The sequence below is a fragment of the Bacillus sp. OV166 genome (genome assembly GCF_900177675.1).
Taxonomy (GTDB): domain Bacteria; phylum Bacillota; class Bacilli; order Bacillales; family Cytobacillaceae; genus Neobacillus.
This window is the reverse complement of the sequence record NZ_FXWM01000001.1, coordinates 4,128,270-4,151,349: the sequence shown is the minus strand read 5'-3', so window position 1 is coordinate 4,151,349 and position 23,080 is coordinate 4,128,270. Positions and strand designations below refer to the sequence as shown.

Annotated in this window: 15 protein-coding genes; 12 read left to right on the top strand and 3 right to left on the bottom strand. The window is 34.0% G+C overall.

Going from position 1 to position 23,080, the window contains the following annotated elements; translation table 11 throughout:
* The first annotated feature begins 304 nt into the window (after positions 1–304).
* The 5 genes from CCK98_RS20385 to CCK98_RS37090 all read left to right on the top strand — a co-directional run bounded on the left by CCK98_RS20385 (position 305) and on the right by CCK98_RS37090 (position 3,312).
* The gene (locus CCK98_RS20385; RefSeq protein WP_088088258.1) at positions 305–1,198 is read left to right on the top strand and encodes a TauD/TfdA family dioxygenase; all 894 of its coding nucleotides are present in this window, start codon (positions 305–307) and stop codon (positions 1,196–1,198) included.
* A gap of 120 nt (positions 1,199–1,318) precedes the next feature.
* Positions 1,319–2,320 (top strand): ABC transporter substrate-binding protein, encoded by a 1,002-nt coding sequence (locus tag CCK98_RS20380; protein WP_088088257.1) that lies wholly within the window; start codon positions 1,319–1,321, stop codon positions 2,318–2,320.
* A gap of 148 nt (positions 2,321–2,468) precedes the next feature.
* Positions 2,469–2,807, top strand: a complete 339-nt coding sequence (locus CCK98_RS20375) for a DUF4352 domain-containing protein (protein ID WP_179195876.1) — start codon at positions 2,469–2,471, stop codon at positions 2,805–2,807.
* Positions 2,808–2,821: 14 nt separating this feature from the next.
* Positions 2,822–2,992 (top strand): DUF4352 domain-containing protein, encoded by a 171-nt coding sequence (locus tag CCK98_RS34935; protein WP_142292186.1) that lies wholly within the window; start codon positions 2,822–2,824, stop codon positions 2,990–2,992.
* 236 nt (positions 2,993–3,228) lie between these two features.
* Positions 3,229–3,312 (top strand): putative holin-like toxin, encoded by an 84-nt coding sequence (locus CCK98_RS37090; RefSeq protein ID WP_369448568.1) that lies wholly within the window; start codon positions 3,229–3,231, stop codon positions 3,310–3,312.
* A 293-nt stretch (positions 3,313–3,605) separates the two neighbouring features.
* Here CCK98_RS37090 and CCK98_RS20370 read toward each other — a convergent pair whose 3' ends face one another.
* The gene (locus CCK98_RS20370; RefSeq protein ID WP_088088255.1) at positions 3,606–4,241 is read right to left on the bottom strand and encodes a hypothetical protein; all 636 of its coding nucleotides are present in this window, start codon (positions 4,239–4,241) and stop codon (positions 3,606–3,608) included.
* Between the two features lie 454 nt (positions 4,242–4,695).
* On the opposite strand from CCK98_RS20370, the gene CCK98_RS20365 reads away from it, so the two are divergent.
* The 3 genes from CCK98_RS20365 to CCK98_RS20355 all read left to right on the top strand — a co-directional run bounded on the left by CCK98_RS20365 (position 4,696) and on the right by CCK98_RS20355 (position 10,911).
* A complete protein-coding gene (locus tag CCK98_RS20365) occupies positions 4,696–9,477 on the top strand; it encodes an AAA domain-containing protein (protein WP_088088254.1) in 4,782 nt (1,593 codons plus the stop codon).
* A gap of 363 nt (positions 9,478–9,840) precedes the next feature.
* The gene (locus CCK98_RS20360; protein ID WP_088088253.1) at positions 9,841–10,155 is read left to right on the top strand and encodes a nucleotide pyrophosphohydrolase; all 315 of its coding nucleotides are present in this window, start codon (positions 9,841–9,843) and stop codon (positions 10,153–10,155) included.
* A gap of 198 nt (positions 10,156–10,353) precedes the next feature.
* Complete coding sequence (locus CCK98_RS20355) at positions 10,354–10,911, top strand: hypothetical protein (RefSeq protein ID WP_088088252.1); 558 nt, start codon at positions 10,354–10,356, stop codon at positions 10,909–10,911.
* A gap of 935 nt (positions 10,912–11,846) precedes the next feature.
* Here the strand turns inward: CCK98_RS20355 and CCK98_RS20350 are convergent.
* On the bottom strand, positions 11,847–13,721 hold the full coding sequence (locus CCK98_RS20350) for a glycosyltransferase family 4 protein (protein ID WP_088088251.1): 1,875 nt from the start codon (positions 13,719–13,721) through the stop codon (positions 11,847–11,849).
* Between the two features lie 539 nt (positions 13,722–14,260).
* Between CCK98_RS20350 and CCK98_RS20345 the strand changes: the two genes are divergently transcribed.
* A complete protein-coding gene (locus CCK98_RS20345; protein ID WP_088088250.1) occupies positions 14,261–17,794 on the top strand; it encodes a DUF4020 domain-containing protein in 3,534 nt (1,177 codons plus the stop codon).
* A 181-nt stretch (positions 17,795–17,975) separates the two neighbouring features.
* On the top strand, positions 17,976–19,085 hold the full coding sequence (locus tag CCK98_RS20340) for a hypothetical protein (RefSeq protein WP_088088249.1): 1,110 nt from the start codon (positions 17,976–17,978) through the stop codon (positions 19,083–19,085).
* A gap of 870 nt (positions 19,086–19,955) precedes the next feature.
* Here the strand turns inward: CCK98_RS20340 and CCK98_RS20335 are convergent.
* Entirely contained in the window at positions 19,956–20,972 is a 1,017-nt protein-coding gene (locus CCK98_RS20335) for a hypothetical protein (RefSeq protein ID WP_142292184.1), read from the bottom strand.
* A 381-nt stretch (positions 20,973–21,353) separates the two neighbouring features.
* Between CCK98_RS20335 and CCK98_RS20330 the strand changes: the two genes are divergently transcribed.
* Positions 21,354–21,623: a hypothetical protein gene (locus CCK98_RS20330; RefSeq protein ID WP_088088247.1), complete on the top strand. Its 270-nt coding sequence runs from the start codon at positions 21,354–21,356 to the stop codon at positions 21,621–21,623.
* The gene (locus tag CCK98_RS20325; RefSeq protein ID WP_088088246.1) at positions 21,586–23,064 is read left to right on the top strand and encodes an McrB family protein; all 1,479 of its coding nucleotides are present in this window, start codon (positions 21,586–21,588) and stop codon (positions 23,062–23,064) included. Before CCK98_RS20330 ends, CCK98_RS20325 begins: the two co-directional genes overlap by 38 nt.
* The last annotated feature ends 16 nt before the right edge of the window (positions 23,065–23,080 follow it).

Here is a 23,080-nt window from a genome sequence, read left to right as displayed (position 1 = left end):
TAGGATTACTTAAAAAAATAATTGACAGACTATTTCGAACCCTGTTAAGATGCATTCATAAACAAACCACTTACCAATTTAGTCCAATTAAATAAAAGTGATAAGAATCCACTAGTCGACTAGAGATTTAACAAAGAGAAGCTTCCACGCTCACTTTGTTGGATCTCTTTTTGTTTTTTGAACGAATCATTAAGCTGACTATATCACTGGGTTAGGTGGGAAATAAAAAGTCAGGAGGCGGTTCAAGAGAGATTTACGCTGTATTTGAAAAAAATAAAACATGATTATTAGGAGGAATTTGAAAATGACAGCTTTTCAAACAAAACAATTAAAAGTGGTACCGCAAGCAGGAAGAATTGGTGCGGAAATTCAAGGTGTTCAATTAAGCGGGGATTTAGAATCAAGTATTTTAAATGAAATTAAACAAGCGCTAAACGAGTACAAGGTAGTATTTTTCAAGGGTCAAAATCATTTAACGGATGCGAGCCAAGAAGCATTTGCAACATTATTAGGTGAACCATATGCTCATCCGACCGTACCGGTAAAAAATAATACAAACTATATTTTTGAGCTGGACTCTGAGGTAGGTGCAAAAGCGAATCATTGGCATACTGATGTTACGTTTGTTCCTGAAGTTCCGAAATACTCCATATTAAGAGGGGTAACAATTCCGGAAGTTGGCGGTGATACAGTTTGGGCAAATACGAATACAGCGTATGATGACCTTCCGGAGGGCTTGAAAAGATTAGGAGATAAGTTATGGGGAATTCATTCAAATGAATTTGATTATGCACAGTTTAAACAAAGTGATATTAATGTTAATGAAGTTACAAAAAAATATCGTGCTGTTTTTGAATCAACAGTTTTTAAAACGAGACATCCAGTTGTTCATGTTCACGCAGAAACAGGGAAAAAGCATTTGTTATTAGGAGGATTTGCAGGAAAGTTAGAAGGCTATACAACAAGTGAATCTGAAAGATTGTTAAGTATCTTTGATTCTTATGTGACCCGTCTAGAAAATACCGTACGCTGGAAATGGACGGAAGGGGATGTGGTCATTTGGGATAACTTGGCCACGCAACATTATGCGGTTGCAGACTACGGAGATCGTCATCGCGTTGTACGACGTGTAACAGTCGGAAAAAACGTACCCGTTAATCAGGAAAATGAAGTAAGCAGATTAATAGTTAAAAAATAAAATCTAACCAATTGAATAATTAGAGGTTCCGATAAGGAGATCACGCTCATTGTCGGACCTCTTTTCTTATCATACACACATGCAGGCGGGTGAAGCCATGTCATACGAGGAGGTTAAAATATGGAGAATTATCGTAAGCATTTATTAGGATTATTTTTGGTCATTTCCATGATATTTTTATTAGCAGGATGCGGTTCTTCCGCAGAAAAAACGAATGCCAAAAGTATTGACAAAGGTGCTCCGGTTAAAGTGAATATTGCTTTAAATGGGAAAATGGGACCATTAGTCATTGCTCGGGAAAAGGGCTGGTTCGAAGAAGAGTTTAAGGCGATGAATGCCGAAGTTAAATGGAGTGAATTCACAAGTGGACCACCGCTATTAGAATCACTGGCTTCAAATCGTGTTGATTTATCGTTTTTAGGAGATGGTGCGTTAATAGCAGGTCTAGATAAAAAACTGCCATTTGAAGTGATTGCCCAAACCGGTACAGGAGAATCGAATGTTCGGATTTTGGTACAAAAAAATGGGGATATTAAGAGGATTAAAGATTTAAAGGGCAGGACCGTTGGTGTTCCTCTTGGTACAACGGCTCATGTGTATCTAATTAAAGCATTGAAAGCGAATGGTTTAACGACAGATGATGTGAAACTCATCAATCTTCAACCCGATGATGCACAAGCGGCCTTTGAATCCAAAAAATTAGACGCATGGTCAGTGTGGAATCCTTATTATCTAAATAATGTTGAAAAAGGGAATGGAGTAACTCTAAATGTAAACAAAAAAATATATGCCCCTGGCGCAATTATTGCCAGGAAAGGCTTTGCGGAAGAACATCCTGAGATTGTTCAAGCATATTTAAGAGTATACAAAAAAGCAGCCGATTGGCAAATTGAAAATCCGGATGAAGCATCTGAAATATATTCACGTGCAACAAAACTTCCAGCTGCTCTCATTAAGAAGATCATCACAGCGGAAAAACCCAATATACTTTTTACTGAAGAGTCTATTAACGCACAGCAAGATTCCATTGACACATTAGCTGAAGCAGGGTACATCAAGAAAGCATTTAATTATAAAGACCAGATCCATAATGAGTACATCGATGCAGCCTTAAAAAAATAACATCAAAAGGTAAAATAGAAATTTAATAAAAGTGCCTGACACGAGCCAATTTTGAAGTGAACCAAAATAGTTAGACAAATATAATTTTATGCAATCAGATGGGCATGTTTCCGGTATTCCACTGGACACATGTCCTTTAGGGGTTGTAATGGGTAGTGTATTTGCACCTGAGGAAGATGTAAAGGTAGAACCGAAGAAAAAAGAAGCTGTCGTTACCCAAGAAAAACCTGCTGTTGAAGAAACTCCTGCTCCACCAGTTGAGAAGACATATGGTATCGGCGAAGCGGTAAAGGTAGGGAAGTTTGAATATGTAATTAACGGTGCAAAGGAAACTAAAGAATTAAAAAGCGATAATCAATTTATTGACTCTGTTACAACCACAGGTATATTACTTGTCGTTAGCTATACAGTTAAGAACCTAGATATAAAAGCTAGAATGGTGGATAGCAACCTTTTCCAAATTAAAGGGCAGAATTTGACCCTATGAACACGGGGGAGGTTATGATGATTTTAGGTGAGGCTAACTTATTTTTAGAAGAAGTTAATCCTCAAATGTCCCGACAAGGTAAGTTTGTAGTGGAAGTTCCTGCTGATTTATGTATCTATTCATTAGAAGTTTCATCTGGACTAGGTTGGTCAGGTGGAAAGTATGAAACAATTAAACTGAAATAAGGGTATGAGTGATGGAACGACAGACCAACTATATCTAATTTCCCACCTATTCAGGGGCTAAAGAGACAGCTAATATAGTAGCGAACATAGTATGATTTCGTACAGATCGATCTATTTATCTAAAAAACAAAACGTATGTTCCTATTTTTATTATTGCATGTTAAAATAGAAGTGCGATAGAAGAGGATTTCTCAAGGGTGGTTAGCACATTCCCATCAGAAAGGGGGTGATGCTTAATGACAGTATTTGAAACATTCATGATTACGTTTGCATTTGCAAGCCTGATTGTAGCCGTTCTGTCATTTAACCAAAAAAAATAATCCACCCTTGAGTTTTAGCAGCCCTGGGTGGATTACTTCCGCTTAATGCTGATTCCCTTGCAGGGAACCTGCTATTGCATTGACCGTGTGGTGTTAATGGCACCAGCGGTCTTTTTTTTATTTTATGCAATTATATAGATATATTATAACCAAAAAAACGGAAAAAGGAAATAGAGTATGAGTTTTAGGTTGTTCCACTATTCATCTCGATATAGGGTCCCTATCATTGAACTTGTTGGGGGTTGAAAGGCACTTCCATTAAAGGGCACACCCAAAAAGGTGTGCCCTTTGTATTATCCTTGGAAATTTGTATACCATCCCGGCCTGCGGTTTGTATATATACTACCGTTTGGTGAATAAGAGAAGTGAATATTTTGTTCTTTGAGCTTTGAGATGAGCTCGTTTTGCTCCATATCACCCACGAGCCAAAAGGCTCCATGATTATCTCGTTGGTCAATAACTTCATACCCCAGGCTCTCTAAATATCCTTTTAACCCTGCTTCAGCAATGGTTAGGTGTTTCTGTTCAACCACTGCTTTCGTTTCAGTTATTGGAGTTTCCACTTTAGTAAGAACTGTAGATTGAATTGAATGTTCCTCTCTAGTAGCTGGCCTTAAGGATTGGTTTGTTTCATTTGATTTCAGTCCCAATTCAGCTTTATCTCCAGAAACATCCTGAAGCTCATTCTTTCTTGTAAGCGAAATAGTCATCGTTTTTGGCGGTCTGTTTAGATAAATTCTTCCAGACGGTTCAATTTGATATTGTTTAAGGGTTTCCCATAGAGAATCGAGAGCTTTTTCAGGGTTGTAATAATATTCGCTTCCCCGAACTCTCCAAAATCTCCATCCACATCTTTCTAATATTCGCTGGCGTTTCATATCGTAGTCATATCGGTCGGGTCCGTGCCAATGATCACCATCACATTCCATGGCAATTCGGCCTTAATTAGGGTTTGGAAAGGAGAGGTTCTTAAATTCAGGAACCTCTTTTGTTCTATTTTTATTTATTAGGTGCTGTCATTTTCTACTAGAATTGGACAATCTTAATGTTGTGGTAAGGTGGCAATAGTTTAGGTAATTAAATTTGAATTAGGCAATGAAATTTAAATATATCCAGCCTACAAGGAAGATTTCAAGTTTATTATTCCGATAAAAGTAAGTGGACAGGAGGAATTTAACTTAATTGCCACTTGGTATAAGCGTGAGAACAAACTGTATTCTTGTCTTAAATATAATTATTTAGCAGCCTCCAAAAAATTCGAAGGGTGCTTTTTGCTTTAATCTTCGAATATATTATAAGGTCCTTATTTACTACAGGTCTAATAATACCCAAATTATGCTAATATGATATTAAGAGAAAAAGCCTATATAAGGTGGGGAGATCATGTCAACGGAAACAGCGAAAATAGCAAGGATTTTTGAATATTTGCTTGCTGTTAAAAATCTAAACGAGAAGATTATTCGTATTGTTAATGATTATGAACAGGTATGGTGGGAAAAGGACATTCCACAAATAGATGGTTTTTATATTGGCGGGAGTGGGACAGGTGAAGAAGCTTGGTTTGAGGTACATAAGCAAGAAATTCCTACAGTACCCCAAGTTCCATCTGAATTAAAAAAATGGGTAACTAAATTTGATAATCCAGAGCAATCTCCCACGGTATTTGGGGTCTTGGTAATAGGCATAGATGAAGAAGAAAAAGAAATTATGGAATTATTTGATGAGGATCCAAAACGAAAAACTAGTTACCAACAATGGATAGAAGAATGGGAAATGTGGGCTGCAGAAGCATCCCCAAAAATGAAGATTCAACAGTTATATACGGACCTATTCACCTTGTATCAACGCTTTGAACGTGAAGGGGAAGACATAGAACTTGTTTGCGGGCATGGATTACTTCAATGGAAAATTGATGATAAACAAATCTCCCGTCATATTTTAGTAACGAAATTAGAAATTACTTTTGACGCAAAGAAAGGTATTTTTCATCTCTTGCCTACGAGCAAAGGAACAGCGATGGAAACAGACATGTTATTACATATTGATTTTCCGAATGCCACACGGGTTATGAAAATGGAAAATCAAATTCAAGAGCTTGATTTTTCACCAAATCAATTGGATCCTATTAAGTCCTTTTTGCAGGAAGTTGTTCATACGATAAGCCCAGAAGGATTATTTAAGACAGATAAAAAGGACAGTTTGAAAAGCGTATCAACACCGATCATTTCTAATAGTCCGGCCATATTCTTGAGAAAAACAGGTGGCAGGTTTTGGCAGCAAGAATTAACCAATGCCATTGAAAAAATACAAGCAGGTTTTCCAGTTCCAGAATCCATAAAAAAATTAATTACGACAAGTGAATCTGGTGATGATCCAAAGGTTCTATCCCCAGATTGGGAGGCAGTGGGCCAGGAGTTGCTTTTCCCATTGCCGGCTAATAAAGAACAGCAATTGATTGCTGAGAAATTAGCTGCTAATAGTGGTGTAGTTATACAGGGGCCACCTGGAACAGGGAAAAGCCATACGATTGCTAATTTGATTAGTCACCTTCTTGCACACGGGAAAAGAGTACTTGTCACTAGTGAAAAGGAACGTGCTTTACATGTATTAAAAAATAAAATCCCTAAAGAAATTCGTCCACTGTGTGTAAGTGTTTTAGGAGGGGACTCGAAATCAGTCAAAGAAATCGAGGACTCCGTTCGTGTTATTGCCGAAAATATCGATTCAAAACAACCTGAAATTTTACAAAAGAATATCGAGCGATTAAAAAGAGAATTACAAACCACTAAGAGGAGTATTGAACGAATCAATCAAATGATTAATGATGCTGCAGAAAGGGAATGCATACCAAAAAAGTTTGGTGACATGGAATTAAAGCCACTAGATGCAGCAAAATGGCTTAAGAAGTTTGAAAGTCATGCCTGGATACCTGATAACATTAAATCAGACTCGCCATTCCCATTCTCTACCGAAAAACTAATTAAATTTTTTGAAATTTTAGGTCTTCTGGCAAAAGAAGATATTCAGTCGCTATCGTTAGTAAGACCTAGCCTAAAATCATTGCCTCCATCCAACGTATTTTTAGAAAAAGTCAATGAGATACAGGGAATAGAGGAGAAGATCGAACAGACAACGGAACAGATAAAGGGCTGGACTACCGGGGATTTTATGAGCCTTGATTTTGCCAAATGGACGACTAAAACGACAGAAGCCATTGTAAAGTTGAAACAAATGCATAATCCCAAGTGGCTCTATACCATTATCAAGGATTGCGTGAGAGAATCAAGCCAAGTACCCATGTGGAATCAATTTATCAAAGAAATTGATGAAAAGGTAATTGAAATTCAAATACTGGAGAAGGAAATCATTGAGCATAAAATTGTCTTAACTACAAATAAGATTCTTCCTGAGTTAAGGGACGACCTCCTTGTTTTGAATGAAAAATTATCTTCTAATCCCAAGATAGGCTGGTTATATAAAAACTTAACAGGTAGAAAACTTAAATATCTCTTTGAAGAGATAAAAGTAAATACCTATCCGATTAGAAACAGTGAAGACCTCACCTTGGTCATAAAACACATTGATCTAATGATTATGAAGCAAAAACTATCTATTAAGTGGAATCGTGTCTTAGATGAAATTGACGGAACTAAAATGGAAGAAACACAGAAAAGATTTGCTCTAATAATAAAGGAGAAATGCAATCAAATCCTTAATGCATCTAATTGGGTTAACAACTTAGAAAAAGAGTTTGAGGAATTATTTGCTGTTATTTCCATGACTGGGGAACATAGGTTTCATGAGGAACAATGGCTGTATGAACTACATCAAGGTTTACAAGCTTTTCATTACAAAAAGACTTGGCATGAAACACAAACATTCTTTCAAAAAATAGAAGTAGATTTAATTGCAGGAATGAATCAACGACATTCACATCCATTATGGAATAACTTATTAGATTCACTTCGTAAGCGAAATACCACAACTTGGGATGCAATCCTTTCAGAAGTGGAAAGACTTGAAGGCTTAGAAGTTGATTATCAACAATTGTTAGAACTAAAAAGTCTACTATTTGATGCAGCACCAAAATGGACATTGGAATTACTAGAAACTGGTGGAGTAGGAAAGCCGCTAATTCCCCCAACAGATCTAGAGATTGCCTGGATATGGCGTCAAGTAGATGCCTGGCTAAAGGAATTAAATGCTAAACAACAGATTGATCACCTAGAAGAACATAGAAAAATGGCAAAATTGAAAGAACAAAAAGTCATAAAAGAATTAATTGCGGAAGCAACTTGGAAGGAACAATTAGAACGAACCACACGGACACAAAAAATGAGTTTATTCGCATGGCAAAAGGCGATTCAACGAATTGGAAAAGGAACGGGAAAATATACCCGTATATACCGCCAAGAGGCTAGCAAAGAAATGAAGGTAGCAAGAGGGGCCATTCCAGTTTGGATTATGCCAATCCAGCGTGTGATTGAGAACTTCGATCTAACAGAAGACATGTTTGATGTGGTTATTATTGATGAAAGTAGCCAAAGCAATTTGTTCGGATTAAGTGCCTTACTTCGTGGGAAAAAAGCGGTTATAGTTGGGGATGAAAATCAAATCAGTCCTGAGAATGCTTTTACAGAAATAAGCGATGTCCATGAATTAATCACTAGGTATCTTTTTGATATCCCGAATAAAATGCAATTTGACATTCGGACCAGTTTATATGACACAGCTTCTAGGGTTTTTGACAGTAAAATCGTCTTAAAAGAGCATTTCCGCTGCGTCCCAGAAATCATTAAATTCAGCAATGAATTAATGTATGGCGGAATGATTGACCCATTACGTCTACCTTTTGCAAAGGATATGTTTACACCGCCTGTAAAGGCAGTAAAAGTTGATGATGGGTATCGATTGGACAATACCACTAAAGTAATTAACATTCCAGAGGCTGAAGCCATTGTTGATTATATTATAGAGTGTATTAAGGATCCAATATATTATCAAAAGTCTTTTGGAGTGATTACACTACTCGGGAACGATCAACAAAAAGTGATTGAAGGACTCATTCTCAAGAAAATCGTTGAAGAAGACATCATCAATAGAAGACTAGTGGTAGGAGATGCGTATGCCTTTCAGGGAGACGAACGCGATGTGATCTTCCTCTCATTAGTCATCGCGGAAAATAAAAGTTTTACTTCACTCGGGAAAAAAGATGCACTACAAAGATTTAATGTTGCTGCAAGCCGACCAAGAGATCAAATGATATTGTTCCACTCCGTTGATGCAAATAAGTTAAATCCAAATGATGTTCGATATCGACTTTTACAACATTGTCTTAATCATGGTGAAACCGAGGAAGAATTGGTTAAGGAGGAACATGAATTTGTTTCGGAACTAGAAAGAGACATTTATACGTTAATTTCATCCAAGGGATATAGTGTTGTTCCACAAGTTAAGGTTGGCACATTAGGTAAGGCAATAGATTTGGTAGTTGAAGGAGAGCGTACGCGATTAGCCATTGAATGTGAGGGTGATATGGAATGGCAAGGTGAGGAGAAATGGAAAGAGGAAATTGAACGACAGCGTGTTCTTGAAAGAGTAGGATGGATATTTTGGCGGATCAGGGGAAGTGTATTCTATTCAAATCCTGAGAAAACGATGGAATCGCTCTTTGCCAAGTTGAGTTACATGGGAATTCGTCCTCATAATCAACAAAAGGAAACAAGTAATAATGTTTCACCAAGTGTATTAAAAAAGGAAATCATCCTAAAAAAATTAAATAAACAACCAGTGAGAGAAAAATCAAAAGAAAATTTTTCTACTTTCAAGCAAAATAGAAACATCAAAGTTGAACCCCCAAAAAACAAAACTCATTCAGAACAAATAGCCCTATTCTCACATGAATTAGAAGGTTATCATGAACAAATGGATTTAATTGATTTGATTGATGAAGCCCCTGAAAGTCTTTATAATTATTTAACTGTAAAGAACTATGAAGTTATAGACAAACGTCACAAGGGTGGGAATCTTTGGTTAGTCGGTGGGGCTGAACTAAGGCCGTTAATTAGTGAACTTAGACAAATGGGGATTAACTTTCAGTTTTCAATTAAAGGGAGTCGCGCGACTAAGTATAGACCTGGGTGGTTTACGAGTTACATGGGATAGAAATATTAAGTAAGGCGTAACCATTTGTGGTTAGGCCTTTCTGTGTGCAGTCATGTTCATTAAGATGTCATCAATTACTGAATGGGCGTGGATATGTGAACTATTAGTCGAAAAAATGGTGTCCATGGCGAGGTGGGACCTTAAGGAAGTCTTATGAAAATCGTTGGTCTAAAGTATAAGTCTTTACTTTTATAGAAAAATATACAACCTAGCCAAAAGGTGCGCATAACTGCAGAAATTAATCGATGAATAATCATCACATAATATTATTATAAAGTTTTTATATAAAATTCTAGTGTTAAAATAAGGTAATAATAGAATTAAATATATCATTGGAATAATGTTCCATAGGAGAGATAAGGAATGAAAGCGATTCAAAAAAAGATCTTAGACTTCCGTGATGAAAGAGATTGGAAAAAGTACCACAATGAAAAAGATTTGGCCATATCGATTTCCCTTGAGGCAAATGAACTGCTTGAAAATTTTCAGTGGCGTAATAGTGAAGAAGCAATTGCTAAATCCGAACAAAATATAAAAGAAGAAATAGCGGATATTTTAATATATCTTGTCCAGCTTGCAGATAAAATGGGAATTAATCTTGAAGAGGAAGTCACAAACAAGCTGGTTAAAAACGCTATTAAATACCCAGTAAGTAAAAGTGAGGAAAAAGAGTTTTAATTTTTAATAACAGTATATTACAAAATAAATTTGAATCAGATAATAGGTTCGCATTTCAGCCTGCTGGTCTACCTGATTTTATATGTCCATTATTTGCAAAAGATTTCTATTCATTTGATGAAAAGGATAGATTGAGCATCAGCCACGGGGGGATGAGTATGGAGGAAATATTAGTTCCCATCGCGGAGGTTATCAAGTATGAATGAAAAAAACCTTATTTTATTTAGTGCGATGTTAAAGCCAGAGTGGATTGATTTCACAATTCAAAATTTTATTCAGATAAATGAATCTAAGCGCCTGAATGATAAATTAAATGAGTACTTAAAAGACCAAATTAGTAGTACCATAACATTACAAAAGACAGTATCACAATTACAAAGAACAGCCGGGTTTCTTTCCCCTTTATCAAAAAAAGATTTCATGAAGATTTATAATGAGATGGTTCAAATCTCACCTGATAAGAGAATAAAGCATCGCTTAATTTTATTGTTTGAATCAAGTGAGTTTATAAAAGATGTAATTCTTTCTATTAATAAACTATGCTTATTAGGAGTAAATGGTATAAGGGCAAACCAAATTTATGAATACGTTACTGCAAAATATGGTGAACGCGCTGGACTAATTCCACGGAGAATCCGTTACGTTTTACAAACTTTGTCAAACTTGATGATTATAGAAAATAAAAACCGCAAATGGTATGTAATCAGGCCCGAATTACTTGAGGAAATAGTAGAAAAGGATTATAGCTTAATGTGAATATTATTAATAGTGACACTTTGAAAAGTATCACTTAAGGTTTTTCTGTCAAACTAAAGTTATTTTTTAAGTTTATTTAAATTATTGTATAGAAGAGAAAATCAGGCAAAGGGCATTTAAAAAAATGTCCTAATTCGTTTCAATGATTTTTTTATTTAATCTTTTATACTTAAATAATTATTTTAAAATAAACTGGTCGCATTGCTTGTTCTATGTGTCGATGACTAGGACGGGAAACGATACCTACATTTTAGTTCCGGATATGAATATTTTTCTTTCGTGAAAGAACTAAAAGATGATTTTGGGATTGATTATAAAATCATAGCAGGCAATACCATCATATCGAATAACCCAAGATGCCCTTGATGTGTGGAAGGGTATATTTAATGTTGCGGGAAAATAACAGTATCAGTGAACGATTTCTGAGATGCAAATACTACCGGATGTGTAATCAAACTATCAAAGATGTATCAGTTTTGGACAAGCCAATTAAATGCACTTTTTGTGGTGGTTATATGGTTCGAAGTAGGGGAGCAAGAGGAGAGTTCTATGGTTGTTCGAATTTTAGGGATGGGTGTAGACATACCATAGTATAAATATAAATGTGTCGACTTTTTAGGTTGGCACGATTTATTTTTAAGGATGTAATCGGAGAGTATTCACTTCAATTTGATGAAAATCTCGTAAATACAAACATATATACATTAAAAAACACCTTTATAAAAGGTGTCAAATTTGGTTTTGGAACTTCAATCCAATAATGGCTTTCCTAACTAGAATGACAAGAATTCCGAAGAAATAATCAAATTTTCAAGTTCGTTTGCTATAGTATAATCTCCTCAAAAAATCAATACCGGATTTTTTGGTGGGTAAAAAGAAATTAGGAACTAATAAATTTAGTTTATATTATTGGATTTAAGTATATAGTGTCAAAGTTAAATATTAAAAAATGTATCCAACGATTCAATTCTGGTATCTAAATAATTACTCATCTCTTCGTAAACTGGTATATAAGTTGGTAGAGAAGAAAGTAATTTAAACTTTAACCATTCATAAATTTTATTCTTACTCTCATTTTCTAGGAATGTTTTGGAAAAAAAGTCATCTTCTGTAATTGTAGGTTCAGTTAATAATTCCTCCGGAAATTCAAATAAATTTAAATATAAAATATAATATACCAACCAAGGTGAAATTACTTCTGGATTTTTTGAACCTAAAATTTGTTCAAGTTTATCAAATGTTAGGAACGGAGGAGCAAAAAGTTTATCTGATTTGTTTTTGAATAATTTAGGGATAGCACCATGTACCTCATTATTATGATTTTTTAATAACCAATCAAAATTTCTTACTTTTCCTATATTTATATCACGTTTTTTTAGAAAATGTTGTCTCCTTATAATAGTAAGTTCGGAGATATTCATTTTTGAATCTTCCTCAATAAATTCTCCTATTTTCGCTTTTTGCCAAGATTGCTCTCTTTCTTTCCACTGATTCATTTGTTCAGGAGATAGTGACGCTGAAATACGGTTTATTTCATTAGTAATCTCTTTAACTTCATCGATAAAGTTGGATAAATCTGTCTTAAGTTTTATCAATTTGTTTTTTTCTGCAGTAATTGGTTCACTACAATTTATATTACATGCTACTAGGAAAGACTTACATGTTCTTTCCCAAGTGTAATGCCTAACAGCTTCTTTTAATGTTCTTGAAAGTTTTTTATTGCTCTCTATGTCAGAAAAAATAATATCTAATTTGGCCGATACATTATTTACATCTGTTTCTTGATTACCAGTTATATTTACTGGATGTACACAGGTTAGTAAATGGCTGTAATCTCGCTTAAGCAATTCGTATAAGCCTGTATTAGTTGATAAAATAAGTGGCACCTCTGCAGATATAGCTTCCCAACCAGCAAGACCAAACCCTTCGTGTAAAGATAGCATCATACTAGCACTTGATACTCTTAATTCTTCAAATACCTCGGTCCTTTCTAAATAAGGAAGGGGTTGTATATTTATTGAGGTTTTGTCTGAGTAATTGGAACAAAATTTCTGCAAGTCTTCGTAAATTTCTTTATACTTCTTATCGTATGTATCTTTATCAGTAACTCCAATCATATAAAATGCAGCAGAACTATCTTTAGCGCTTTGTGCAAAGGCACCAATAGCTACCATTCCCTGTTTAATTATATCATCATCTAATCTACCGTAAGCAACCGCTTGTAGGAATTCAGGTATAGGCGGTTCTATAGGATCTATTGTAGATAAACCAGGAATAATTTCGAAACAATTTGTTAGTGGTTTCTTTGCTTTCTGTAAAAGGAATTTGGCAGAACGATGTAAGCTAGGACCTATAGCAAGAATATAATCAGCGTTTGTTAAAATACTTTTTTGTAATTCTATCTTTTTTTGAGTTCTTCTTGCATCACCTGACTGATATGTCGAATAAGCACTATAGTTCATATGATGAAAAACTACGCCTTCTTTTCCTGTTTTGTTTGCACATTCAATAGCAATTTGTCCAGTTTTTACATCATGACCAATCCAAATGAAGGGTTCTCCAAATCGTGTTTCACTCTTTATGTTTCTTATAATTCTTTCTGATTCCTCGCCTTCATAAGATTTTATAAGAAAAAGGTTTTCTGGCAGACTAATAGAACTAGAATCAAATTCAGGATCTTGAACAACACAAACAATTTCGAAATAACCTTCTAATAACTTTGCAGTATGTAAACATAAATCATAATTAAATGAGTTAATACCACCGTGTTTTGAACCCCATCCTGTTGAAATAAAAACTAATTGTTTCATGAATCCTCCTTATAATTGAAAAAGTATATAGTAAATTATACCATTATCCTATTGTTAGAGATGATATTTTTTCTGAAAAATAGCTTGCTTTGCGACCGGTAAGTTTCTTTTTTAAAATGTTTGGTTTTTAAAAAGGTATACCATTATAAACCCGCAAGCATATGTGAGTGTCTTCTTGAAATATTGAAAAACGACTAAAACAATTTTTGATGGTAAAGAATCTCAAAGGGCTGTATCTGTATTCAATCCTTATTACACATGGGTTAGATTTTAAAATAAAGTCCGCGCTAAACTATAAAACGAAACCAATAATTGGTATAATTTCATATTGAGTTACATAAATAGGGGGGAGTCTAGGGTTTCTTAAAGCTTGACTGTAGTCTGAAAAGATACATATTTATAGCAATATTAAATAAAAGTGATTCAACTAAACTAATCATGTTTTGGTGGATTATATTGTTCGGACCACTTTTTTTCTTTTTTTCCATTTTATAACTATAATTAAAACCATTTGATAAACCGTAGAGAGGTGAGAGGATTTGTGGATCAATAAAGAAGTAAACATGCCTGAAGAACTTTTGTCTGCTCAAAAAAATGGGAAACTAGTGATATTTGCAGGTGCGGGTGTTTCGATGGGATTTCCCGCTAATTTTCCAAGTTTTTATAAATTAGCTGATGATGTAGCCACATATGCTGGAACTTTTAAATTAGAAGAACATGAACCAATTGATCATTATTTAGGGAGATTAGTTAACCAACGGATAAATGTACATGAAATAGTTAGAAATATGTTAACTAATCCCGAATCAAAACCAACAGTGTTGCACCATAGTTTATTCTCATTATTTCCTAATCAAGATGATATTAAAATTGTTACAACAAATTTTGATCTTCATTTTTCAACAGTAAATTCAGGTGTAGTTGAAGAATATAGAGCACCTGTTCTTCCTCTAGGGAATAATTTTAATGGAATAGTCTACCTACATGGAAATGTAAATCAGATACCTAGAAATTTAATTTTAACAGATGGAGATTTTGGAAGGGCATACCTAACAGAAGGATGGGCAACTAGATTTTTACATTCAATGTTCGATAGCTTTGTAGTTTTATTTGTTGGTTATAGCCATAATGATTTAATAATGAACTATCTCGCACGTGGTCTACCTCCTAATACACAAAGATTTGCGTTCACATTAGAGGGAACCGAGGAACATTGGAGTTTCTTAGATATAGAACCAATTATTTATCCTAAAAGGGAAAAGTCAGACTCACATGGAGCATTAGGTGATGCAATTAATAGTTGGATCAAGCTATCAAATATGGATTTTTTCGAACATGAGAAAAGAATAAAGCTTTTAGTTGAAACTACGCCATCATTAGCACCTGAAGATACTGATTATTTAATTAAAGTCATTAAAGACATCCCAACCTTAAGGTTTTTTGTTAAATATGCACGAGGGCCGTTGTGGATTAAATGGTTGGAGGAAAAAGGCTTTTTATATGATTTATTTGTTCCAAATCGTATTCTAACTGAAGATAAAGTAATTATTTGTAAATGGATTGTTGAAAATTTTATTCTAGAAGATTCTGAGGAGTTTTTTTCGCTTATTGAACGTAATGGTCAAAAAATAAATTCCGTATTATGGAATGAAATTGCCCACAAATTAAGTTTTACTGAGAAACTACCAGAACCAGATATCCTAACCAAATGGGTTGGACTTTTATTAAAATTAGCTCCATTACAAACTAATAAATATTTGGATTATATTTTATACAGATTAAAAGGCAGTCAATATAAAATGATTGTTATCTTATTATTTGACTATCTTTCGAGACCACAACTTTTACTAAAACCTCATTTTCAAATTACTGAAAAACGTACGGATAAGCTAGTGGATATTGAAGTTTCAATTAAAGGAGATCATTATTATCTAAGTAAAACCTGGGACGAAAATATTAAACCTAATCTAAATGAATTCGCAAATTTAATAGAACCAATAATAACTAATAACATAAGGATGGCTCATTTTATATTGAACTCTAGTGGTCAAGCGAACTCGCAATGGGATCCTATTAGTTTTGATAGGCATGCAATAGAGCCACACGAACAAGATCGATATCCGCGAAATTTTGATGTCATAATTAATTCTTCCCGTGATATTATAAATTATTTTTGTTTAAATAATCCTGAAATTGCATTATATCTAATTGAATCATGGTTTCTATCGGATGTCCCATTAATGAAAAGAATTTCTATTTATGGATTATCTAAAGTGAATCTTAACAGTGATATAAAAATTAACTGGCTAATTGAAAAAAATGTACTATATACTTTTGGATTAAAACATGAAGTTTATCAAGTGCTTAAATTTGCATATCCAGTTGCTAGTTATAAACAAAGAGATAGATTATTTAAAAAAATTTTGATTGGTCCGGAAGTCAAACAAGAAGAGAACATAAAAGCAAGAGAATACGAGATATATAATTTAATATATTGGTTATCTTTAGTTTCTCCTGATTGTGAGATTGGTAATAAGTATTTAAAAGAATTTAGGAACAAATACCCTACATTTATACCTAGAGACAATCCAGATTTACATACATGGTCATCAATTGGTAATATTGAGCATCTGAGTCCTTTATCAGTTGACGAAATGCTTAAAGAAAATATTGAAAACATATTTGATTTGCTTTTAAAATTTGAAGGAGATTGGTTTAATGGGCCTGACAGAGAGGGACTATTAGAGGAAGTTGGAAAGGCTGCTAAACAAAATTTTGAATGGTCTTGGCACCTCACTGAAACCTTAATATCTAAGCAAGAAATTACCTCAGATTTATGGAGGGCTGTATTTAAAGGATGGAATTTATCTCATTTAGATCAAGAAAAGTGGGAAAAGATAATAATTTTATTTGAGACTGAAAAAGAACTAAGTTTAAATTTTAAAGATGATATTATAGACCTTTTTACAAAAGCTCTTAAATCCCAAGATAATAAATCCTTTATTAATTTCCTTGATAGAGCTGAAATCCACATTTATTACATATGGAAAGAAGTATCTAATATTAATAGGCAATCTCAGAATAATTTCACTACTGATAGCTCGCTAAATAATGCTATAAATAATTTCGGGGGAAAAAGTGTTCTCTTTTGGTTGAATGGGTTGACTAAAAGACTCGAAAAAGAAGAAGGTAAAAATAGTCGAAAGCTTTTCGATAGATATAGGAGTTATTTTAATGAGGTTCTGTCCAATAATTCTTATACTGCACAATTAGGAAAAGTTTTATTAGCCAGTCAAATTCATTTTTTATATTCATTGGATAGCATATGGGTACGAGAAAATATATTACCTTTACTGGATTGGTCAACATCTCCTCATCAGGCAGCGCAAGCATGGGATGGATATTTGTCTTGGGGGAAAATAATTACCCCATTATTAGAAGAGACAATGGTATATTATGAGCAAAGTTACAATAAACTTTCAGAATCTTTAAAACATATTAGAAATAGATTTTGTGAACATTTGGCCTATATAGCAGTAAACAGCGACGTCCTTCAAGAAAATAATAATCAGCAATTAATAAAATTTGTCGGGAGTATAGAAGAAAAGGATCGGGTTAGTTGGACTAATTTCTTAAATTCAAATCTTGAAATGATAAAAAGTAATGAAGCTAAAACCACCATTTGGAATAAATGGATTAAAGGGTATTGGGAACAAAGAATTCTTGGTGCAGTACCTCTAAGTAAAGAAGAAGTGGAAAAAATGTTACAGTGGTCAATACAATTAGAGCCAGTTTTTGATGAAGTGGTTGATAAAATTATCAATAGTCCAATTCCTTCCTTAGAGCATACGTATTATTATAATGACCTCGAAAGTAGTAATATAATAGAAAAGTTTCCAAAGAAGGTCATCGAATTATTAGAATATTTGTTATCTGCAACGGTTGACCCTTTTTACAATTGTTCTGTTTTGGAAAATATAGTGAAAAAATTAAGGCTAGCTATTAATGGTGAAGATGAGTTGCTCCGACCTGTACGGTTACAACTTAGCAGGCTTGGATGTAACATCTCATAAAAAAATACAATGCACTTTTAAAAATAGAGGAGTTCATACTCTTGGATATTACAAGTAAAATTGAATGGGTTGGTAAAGATTGAAAAAATGTATGTTAAAATAATTGCTATTTTTTCAGACAAAGTAAATTTCAGACTATTCTACGGATATAAATGAAGAGTCAAAAGAGGTGTAGTATAGTATGATTTTAAAAGATATTGACGTCGATGTTAATTCTCATTCATGGGTTGGAAGTACTCCTCCAACTAGCTTAAGTTCCTTAACAGGAACTAACAAAATAAATATATTTTTAGTGATGATTCATATAGCTTTTAGAACCAGTCCTCCACAAAGCTATGGATTCGCATTGGGAGATATGTGGGCGTGGTTTAGATATTTTCCAGCGATATCTTTAGATTCAAACTTAAAGCTAAGACCTGAATGGCAAAATATTGACCAGCACCAAAAAACCATACTAAGTGATGATTTTGGCATGGGTTTTTCATCTTATGTTCTTACAAATGCCTTGGATTTAGTGGCAGTGATACCAACAAATTATTTATTGGATCGTATTTCTTTTTTTAGACTGGGACCAGCGGAAGGAAAAAGAGGTCCGAAAAAATCCCCTGACTTTATAGCGTTTGATAAAAGGTTGAATTTCCATATATTTGAATGTAAAGGGACACAGTCAAGTATTAGGGATTTGGAAGATCAATTCAAAAAAGGAAAGGTGCAGAAAAGAAATGTGCTTGACCCTCATCGCTTAATTGATCAAAGTCTCGTTGTGGGAATGTTCATTCCTCAAGATGGAAAAAAAGAGAAAGCCTTGTTAAAAATAGAAGATCCGGAAATTCAATTAGATTTGTCTAACTGCAATAAGGATGAATTATTAAAAATTATTACAATAGGTGAATTGGCAACTTATTTTCATTTGCTTGGATTTCCTAAATTGGGAAATGCAATTGCAGTGAATACACCCTTAAAGAATATCGAGCGGACAAGAAATGAGATATTCTCCTTACCGAATGTAATGTTTGGACAGAAGAGATACATTTATCATACTTTGATGCAAAGGTTTGATTACTATGATTATATTGTTAATAATAAAGTGTTATACGGATTAGAAGTTAAATTTGGTATAGAGGAAAATGTAATAAATACTGTACTTAAACTTGAAGATTATATACAATGTACTAACGAGTTATATAACGATTTCAGGGATTTACCATCTTGGATAATTTATGAAACGGAAAATGGTGTTAGAGTGTTTACACCATTAGGATGTTTCATGGAAATTAATATGATATTTTAATAAATATCTATTTATACTCTGGGTTGGCTGTGATGAACTGGGGACATTGAATAAGAAAAGGGGCAGTTTAAAACAAACTGCCACTATTTAGTACTTATCATTTAATTAATATTCCGTATATTAAAAGCTTCATAACAACATAATCATTACAAATATAATGGTCACACTTTTGGTCACATCTAGGTCACGGATTAGATGTTTTTGAATAGTATTAGATAAAATTAAATGAAAAGTGACTATTTAAAAAGTGCATTAAATCAGACTTTACGTCATTAGATAAAACCAAATGGAACCAAAGTAGAGTACTTCCCTCAAACTTCAAAACTGCTTGAGACCTGCGTGCCAGGTCTGGTGGGTTCGATTCCCACGCAGTCCCGCCAATTAGTCAAATGTATCAAAGGTTTTCGCAATTTTATATGATCATAGTTTCTACAAATTCCTCCACAGTCTCATTCCTATCTACTGGCAAGACTGTAGAGGGGCTGTTGCCGAGACTGTAGAGTATGTTTCCTTTAACCTCCAAATAAATATTCATTGGAGGTTATTTTTATGGAAACAAAAGTTATGCCAAAAAAGGTTAAGCCGAAAGTAGGTGATTTCTTAAAATTTTATTAATGGGTAATGTCCCATGGTTATCAAGACAAGAAGGATTAAGTCTAGAATGTATTGATGTGAATGAAAATTATGAGGCTAGTAATTGTAAGTGGAGATGCACCACCAGTTTTTAGACGTGGTGAAATAACTCTGCACTTTTCAAAAAATAGAACAGAAATTGGTGCTAGCTTTTATTGACTGTTTGCATATTACGCCCAGGTCAAAGTAGGGGAGTTGGCAGCCAAAAATAATATTCAAAATTAAAAAGCTCACCAATTAAAATGGAGAGCTTACTTCGTTTTCTTTACCAATTTGTCTGGATGATTGTTTAATAGCTTTTATGAGATCACTAAAACAAAGTATTAGTTCAAACATTAGAAGAATTATGACTACCCATACGCCTACGTTTAAGATCGTATCAATAACAAAGTGCCCAATAAACAAATGGGTATGAATAAGGGATGTTAAAGTATAAAACATTGCAAAAGTAAAAACTCTACTCCACTGCGTGACATCATAAATAAAGATAGCTTTTTTAATGCCATAGTGTTTAATCCGTTTAAAAAGCCTGTAGATTTCAATAGACTCAACCGTAATGAAAATAATAAGGGCTGCTCTCCATATCAATCTTATGGTATCAATACTAATGATGCCTGTGACTAAACAGGCAATCCCGGAAATAGATAAAGCCCAATGTAAAATGCAGTTCGTATTGTTCCAATCCATTTCAATTGACCAAGAATTTTTTATGTATCTATATAAAATAAAGAAAACACAAACAAGATAAAAACCAAACCCTATGATTAGTAAGGATAGGTTAAAGATGTCCGGAAATTCTTTGAAAACAGTGTTAAGTAAAAGGACTATCGATTGTGTGCTAACAGTAGTTAGAAGAAGAATTCCATGGACATTCCGATATGATTTTGTCCCAGAAATTTCTAAAAAAGTTTTTACACTTATCCCAATATAAATAATCCACAGGACAATATTAATAATAGCAATAATGACCGAAATAAATCCCCATTGGAAAAATTGTTTATAAAATAAAATGCTATTAATAGATGTACCAGCAATCCATGTACCAATCCCAAAACGATTGATTAGATTGGAATAATGGATGTCTTTAAATTTTCCATCCAGACTGGCAATAATAAACGAAAGAATAAAGGCAAACCAAAGGGATAGGTTAATAATGCTTAGAATTTTTCCAAAAATGTGTTGGAAGAACTGGATTCCAAAATAGTTTAATAGAACACCTTGCGTAACAATCCCAAATGCCATAACGATGGCCATGGTTGAAGTTCTAATATAAAGTTTTTTAAAAGTGAAAAATAAAATAATACAAACCATAAGGAAAATCAATATCAATAAATAAACCAAATTTATCACCATATAGTCTTAGATATTTAACAAGTATACCATCAATAGATCCGGAGGTCTGCACATTTGTTCAGACTTAATTTTGATTGAGTTGTTAAAAGTTGAACGATTCTGTCTTTAAATTTCGCTTTTTTTTCCAATTCAATTGAGAAACGGGTTCATGTAAATATTATTGTACAGTAGTCTCCAAAAATTTACATAAAAATAGGTAAAAATATGAAAAATCTAGTAAAATAGGAAGAGTAGTATTATCTAAGTATAGGAATATAGTATGAATTTTGGGAGGTATTAGTAATGGAGAGGGAAATATGGAAGTGGATATTAGAAACATTTAACGATGAAGGAATAGCCAATATCGGTCAGAATATAGGAATTAAAATACCTGGATTTCGTCAAATCAATCCCCACCAAAAGAGATTTAAGATTTTAAGACCAGCACTTATACAGGAGATGATTCATCAACGAAATTCAAAAATGCTAAAGTATTTTTTTGATGAGATTGCTGAAGATGAGGAACTAGTACCTTATGGGACGAAATATGGAGGAACTACTTCTTGCTGTTGAAGAGGAGATGGCACCGTCTATCTTATTAAGTGTGCTGCTGTCGAGCGAGGATGAGGAGGACATTGAAAAAGCAGGTGAAATCTATCGAATATTAAGAGATGAAAATAAACTAGAAGTCTTTGAAAATAGGGGAGAAGAAAAGGTTGATGAAGTTGAATGCAATGAAGAGGAAAGCAAAGTAATCCACCTAAAGGATGAGTTGAAATTTGCTTTGCAAAAAAATGTAAAACTAGAAAGGAAGCTTAAAAAACTGGATCAAAGGATTGAAGAGTTAAAGGATAAAGACTCGATGGCCCAGATTGCTATTAAAAATGAGAGAAAACAATTGAAGGATGATAAAAAAGTATTATCGCATGATAATTATTCACTTAAAAATGAAGTAGGTTCTTTAACGAAAAAAGTACTCGAACTTTCTTCTGAAAAGGAGTTAAATCTGAAGAAGTTGGAAAGACAGATGAACGCTCTAAAAGCAAAGGACGAAGAAATCGCCAAATTACATGCACAAATGCTAAAAGAAAGAACGGAGAATGAAAAAGCTTTGGCTGCCAAAGAATTAGAAGTGGCAGAGGCTCGTACAGCTGGTTCTGATGAAATGACGTTTGCTGATTTACTAGCAGCGGAAGGTCAAATAGCTGCCACCATTGAAGCAGCCCCAACAAAACAGGTTGAATCAGACCAGAAACCCCATGAACTAACTGAAGAAATATTAATGAAAGAATTTGATCGTGTAACACATGAATTAGGTCTAATATATGACAAAAAGGATCTTTATAATTTCCATACGGCGATGAAATCTTCTAATCTCGTGATTTTGGCAGGTATGAGTGGGACAGGTAAATCGAAACTTGTTCAAGCATATGGGAAGGCATTAGGTTTGTTTGACAATCACAAGATGACATTTATTCCTGTTCGCCCGGCATGGACAGATGACGCAGATTTAATCGGGTATGCGGATACCCTTCAAATGGTTTACCGTCCCGGTGACTCAGGATTGGTTAATGCTCTGATGAGTGCGAAAGAAAATAGTAAAAAGCTCCACATTATTTGCTTTGACGAGATGAATCTTGCCAGGGTTGAGCATTACTTTTCACAATTTCTTTCAGTTCTTGAGAATGAACCCGGACCACAAAGAGTGCTGCAACTATATAATGGGGATCTCAAAGATAATCTTAAAAATTCAACACAATATCCACCTGTTATCCCGATCGGAGATAACGTAATCTTTGTAGGTACCGTAAATTTGGATGATTCGACTTACCATTTTTCGGACAAGGTTCTTGATCGCGCCAATGTTATCACCTTAAATGTCTTAAACTTTGGCAATCTGAGAAAGGTATCGAAAGAGGAAAAAGGAACTACCATATTGAAGGAGAATAGAACCGTTTCTTTGGAATTATTCAACAACTATAGAAGGATGCTGGACCGTTTCGGACCGTGGTAGAAAAAGAGAGAACACT

Excerpts from the sequence above, each read along its gene's own strand:
- CCK98_RS20385 (WP_088088258.1), top strand. The coding sequence starts at position 305 with ATGACAGCTTTTCAAACAAAACAATTAAAAGTGGTACCGCAAGCAGGA.
- CCK98_RS20380 (WP_088088257.1), top strand. The coding sequence starts at position 1,319 with ATGGAGAATTATCGTAAGCATTTATTAGGATTATTTTTGGTCATTTCC.
- CCK98_RS20375 (WP_179195876.1), top strand. The coding sequence starts at position 2,469 with ATGGGTAGTGTATTTGCACCTGAGGAAGATGTAAAGGTAGAACCGAAG.
- CCK98_RS34935 (WP_142292186.1), top strand. The coding sequence starts at position 2,822 with ATGATGATTTTAGGTGAGGCTAACTTATTTTTAGAAGAAGTTAATCCT.
- CCK98_RS37090 (WP_369448568.1), top strand. The coding sequence starts at position 3,229 with ATGACAGTATTTGAAACATTCATGATTACGTTTGCATTTGCAAGCCTG.
- CCK98_RS20370 (WP_088088255.1), bottom strand. The coding sequence starts at position 4,241 with ATGGAATGTGATGGTGATCATTGGCACGGACCCGACCGATATGACTAC.
- CCK98_RS20365 (WP_088088254.1), top strand. The coding sequence starts at position 4,696 with ATGTCAACGGAAACAGCGAAAATAGCAAGGATTTTTGAATATTTGCTT.
- CCK98_RS20360 (WP_088088253.1), top strand. The coding sequence starts at position 9,841 with ATGAAAGCGATTCAAAAAAAGATCTTAGACTTCCGTGATGAAAGAGAT.
- CCK98_RS20355 (WP_088088252.1), top strand. The coding sequence starts at position 10,354 with ATGAATGAAAAAAACCTTATTTTATTTAGTGCGATGTTAAAGCCAGAG.
- CCK98_RS20350 (WP_088088251.1), bottom strand. The coding sequence starts at position 13,721 with ATGAAACAATTAGTTTTTATTTCAACAGGATGGGGTTCAAAACACGGT.
- CCK98_RS20340 (WP_088088249.1), top strand. The coding sequence starts at position 17,976 with ATGATTTTAAAAGATATTGACGTCGATGTTAATTCTCATTCATGGGTT.
- CCK98_RS20335 (WP_142292184.1), bottom strand. The coding sequence starts at position 20,972 with ATGGCCATCGTTATGGCATTTGGGATTGTTACGCAAGGTGTTCTATTA.
- CCK98_RS20330 (WP_088088247.1), top strand. The coding sequence starts at position 21,354 with ATGGAGAGGGAAATATGGAAGTGGATATTAGAAACATTTAACGATGAA.
- CCK98_RS20325 (WP_088088246.1), top strand. The coding sequence starts at position 21,586 with ATGGGACGAAATATGGAGGAACTACTTCTTGCTGTTGAAGAGGAGATG.